This window comes from Vibrio ichthyoenteri ATCC 700023 (genome assembly GCF_000222605.1).
GTDB classification, from domain to species: Bacteria; Pseudomonadota; Gammaproteobacteria; order Enterobacterales; family Vibrionaceae; genus Vibrio; species Vibrio ichthyoenteri.
This window is the reverse complement of sequence record NZ_AFWF01000024.1, coordinates 1-2,940: the sequence shown is the minus strand read 5'-3', so window position 1 is coordinate 2,940 and position 2,940 is coordinate 1. Positions and strand designations below refer to the sequence as shown.

The window sequence follows — 2,940 nt, the reverse complement described above, 5'->3', positions numbered from 1 at the left end:
TTCTTAATCGCATTAATTCAGCACCTCGGTGCTCATGAAAAATGGAACAGCAGAACACCAAGAAATATAGCTGATAGTATTGGTTTGGATATGGAAGATGTAGAAAATGTTCTTGATGGATACCCCGCTTTTTTTAGAAAATCCTCTAATTTAAGCGCCCAAAAAGAGCCTTTGTACTCTCTGCATATCAGGTATGCGAGAAGAGTTAAAAAACAAATAGAGGGAGAAAACTGTCTCAAGGAATGGTCTTCCCCATTGTCCTCTGATGAAATGCAGACACTCCTTAACCTAGTAACAAATATGATTGGATTAGAAGCTGAGAATCGAAGGCTTAAAGAAGATTCGAAACACAATAATATGAAGGTTTGGGTTGCGCTGGCTGGTGCTTTTGCCACTGCAATAGCGGCAATTTTTGCGCAAATTATCAGTATTGGTTCTTAAAAGGTATAATGATGAAACTCACGAAGTTCCGAGTTAGAAATTTTCGCTCAATCAATGATAGTGGTGAGATTACGACTGATAATTTAACAGCAATACTTGGTCGTAACGAAAGTGGTAAGTCCAACATTTTACTTGCTCTTCAGCATTTAAATCCTCCTGGTGGCATAACTAATATTGAAGCCATCAAAAACTTCCCACGACACCGCAGGCTTGCGGAACAAGATGAAAACACACCATTCCTTAACACCGAATGGATGTTGTCACAAAAACAAAAAGAATCCCTATCTTCGATTTTTCCTAGAGCGTCAGAGGTATCAACCGTCACCATAGCTCGTCGATACGGAAGTACTCGATATATTGGTTTCCCAAACTTAAAAGAACAGAGCTTAGATGTAAAAGCAATAAATAGAAACATTGATAAAATAGTTACGCTATTGGATGCTTTAAAAACTGCTGAAAATGCTGATAGTGTCGGTACTGTAGCGCAGCAAGTAAGTTCGCTGAAAGCAAATACTACACAGTCAGCCAATGATTGGTTGAAAGCAATTTTAGACCATTATGACCAAGTGCTCAGAAGTGCTGCACAATACGCGTTAGAAAGACAAGACGATTTCTTAGACCTGAAAGATGAATTCACGCAAATAGTTATTGATTTAGATGATGGAGAACAAGAGAAAAAAGCCCGTGCGTTTATAATAGAATGTCTGCCTGTTTTCGTATATATAGATGAATACCCGCATTTAGATGGGCACCAAAACCTCAGCATTCTTAGTCAGCACAAACAAAATCAGCAGCTAACTGCGGAAGACGAGGGTTTTATTAAATTATGTAAAGTTGCGGATATAGACCCATCTAAGCTACAAGAGTTAGTATCAGACCCAGAAACACGAAACCAGCTTGTTAATAGAGCTGGGGCGGTTGTTACCAGTGAAATTCGACGCTTATGGACAGATCGTGAGTTGAAAGTCCGCTTTAATTTGGATGGAAACTTCTTTGATACATACATATCCGATCCAACATCTACATATGATGTTGAAGTTAATCTTAACGAAAGGAGCCGAGGTTTTAGATGGTTCTTTTCATTTTATATTACTTTTTTTGCAGATACACACGGCGGGGATGCAGAAAATGCGATCATTCTTCTGGATGAGCCGGGACTCTATCTACACGCAAAATCTCAAAGCGACTTGTTAAAACATCTCGATGAAGACTTCAACAATCAGATTATTTATACGACGCATTCACCTTTCTTAGTTCCGACAAAACAACTTTCCACAGTCAAGACCGTGAATATATGCCAAGAAAAGGGGACAACTGTTACTAACGATCCTACGGGGGATTCAACGACATTATTCCCTTTACAAGCAGCGCTCGGGTATGAAGTTTCTCAGTCGTTATTCATTGGTTCAAACAACTTGGTAGTAGAGGGGGTTACTGATTTTTGGTATCTATCATCTATGTCAGAGTATCTAAAATCCTTGGGCAGGACAGGTTTGATGGATAAGATTACTATAACTCCAGCTGGAGGGGCTCAAAAAATACCATACTTGGTAAGTTTGTTGTCACCTCAACACCTTAATCTATTAGTTTTACTCGATCATGAAAAAGACGCACTAGCCACGAAGACCGATCTGATAACCAATCACAAATTATCAAAGAGAAATGTCCTATTAGTATCAGAGGCAACAGATAGCGACGTTGCTGAATTAGACATTGAAGATTTGTTTGGTTCAGATTATTTCTTATCTCTGGCCCAAGAAGCCTACCAAAATGAGATAACCGATATTCTCACGTATAATGAGAATATTCCAAGAGTCTGCAAACGATTCGAAAAAGCGATGAAAGCTGCCGGCATTAACAAACCATTTGTTAAAACAAAACCAGCGCGAGTATTTATGAGTAAACTTTCGGAAGGAAAAGAAAGCAATCTTCCAGAAGAGGTCGTTAATAACTTTGAATCTTTGTTTAAACTTATCAATAAACAGATGAAATAGACTTCTTACTCAATCACGCTCTTCATGAAAAGCAATTTAACCAACCGATTCAACTGGTTGGTTAAATTTTACCTTAATCTCGCAATCGCCTCTTTGATCCGCTCAATCCTCTTTCTATCTTGATACTGACGGCTTTTGCTATCTTCAAAAGCCAGAACTTCTTGAAGTTTATCAAGCGTTAATCGTGGAGGTGAACCGCGCCCTACTTTCGGCGTCACTAACTGACACAGTATAGTATCTGGGCAATACAAGGTTTCATTGTTTTCTCGCAACCAGCGAAAGCATTTGGGACAAAGCTTGTCGGTTTTTTCGTACATAATGTTTTCTGACACAGACTCTTATTTTAGACGGGCATTGATTCAATATTTTTCAACTTGAACTTATCTTGCTTGCAGCGAAAGTGGCCACGACTAATGCCAAGCATTTTGGCCGCTTTGGTTTGATTGCCATTGGTGTGCTCTGTTGCAGCGATAAATAGCTCTTCAGTAACGAGTGGAATGACCCA

The 2,940-nt window shown here is 39.2% G+C and carries 4 protein-coding genes; 2 read left to right on the top strand and 2 right to left on the bottom strand.

All coding sequences use genetic code 11. From position 1 onward, the window contains the following. Together RH85_RS02915 and RH85_RS02910 are read left to right on the top strand one after the other, a co-directional pair. On the top strand, window positions 1-441 hold a 441-nt coding region (locus RH85_RS02915; protein ID WP_006710693.1), incomplete at its 5' end, for a hypothetical protein. Window positions 442-449: 8 nt separating this feature from the next. Beyond that, window positions 450-2,435 (top strand): AAA family ATPase, encoded by a 1,986-nt coding sequence (locus RH85_RS02910; RefSeq protein WP_241210347.1) that lies wholly within the window; start codon window positions 450-452, stop codon window positions 2,433-2,435. A gap of 68 nt (window positions 2,436-2,503) precedes the next feature. Here RH85_RS02910 and RH85_RS02905 read toward each other — a convergent pair whose 3' ends face one another. Both RH85_RS02905 and RH85_RS22170 read right to left on the bottom strand, forming a co-directional pair. Then, the gene (locus RH85_RS02905; RefSeq protein WP_039948454.1) at window positions 2,504-2,752 is read right to left on the bottom strand and encodes a hypothetical protein; all 249 of its coding nucleotides are present in this window, start codon (window positions 2,750-2,752) and stop codon (window positions 2,504-2,506) included. Window positions 2,753-2,778: 26 nt separating this feature from the next. Further along, window positions 2,779-2,907: a helix-turn-helix domain-containing protein gene (locus RH85_RS22170; protein WP_241210348.1), complete on the bottom strand. Its 129-nt coding sequence runs from the start codon at window positions 2,905-2,907 to the stop codon at window positions 2,779-2,781. Between the last annotated feature and the right edge of the window lie 33 nt (window positions 2,908-2,940).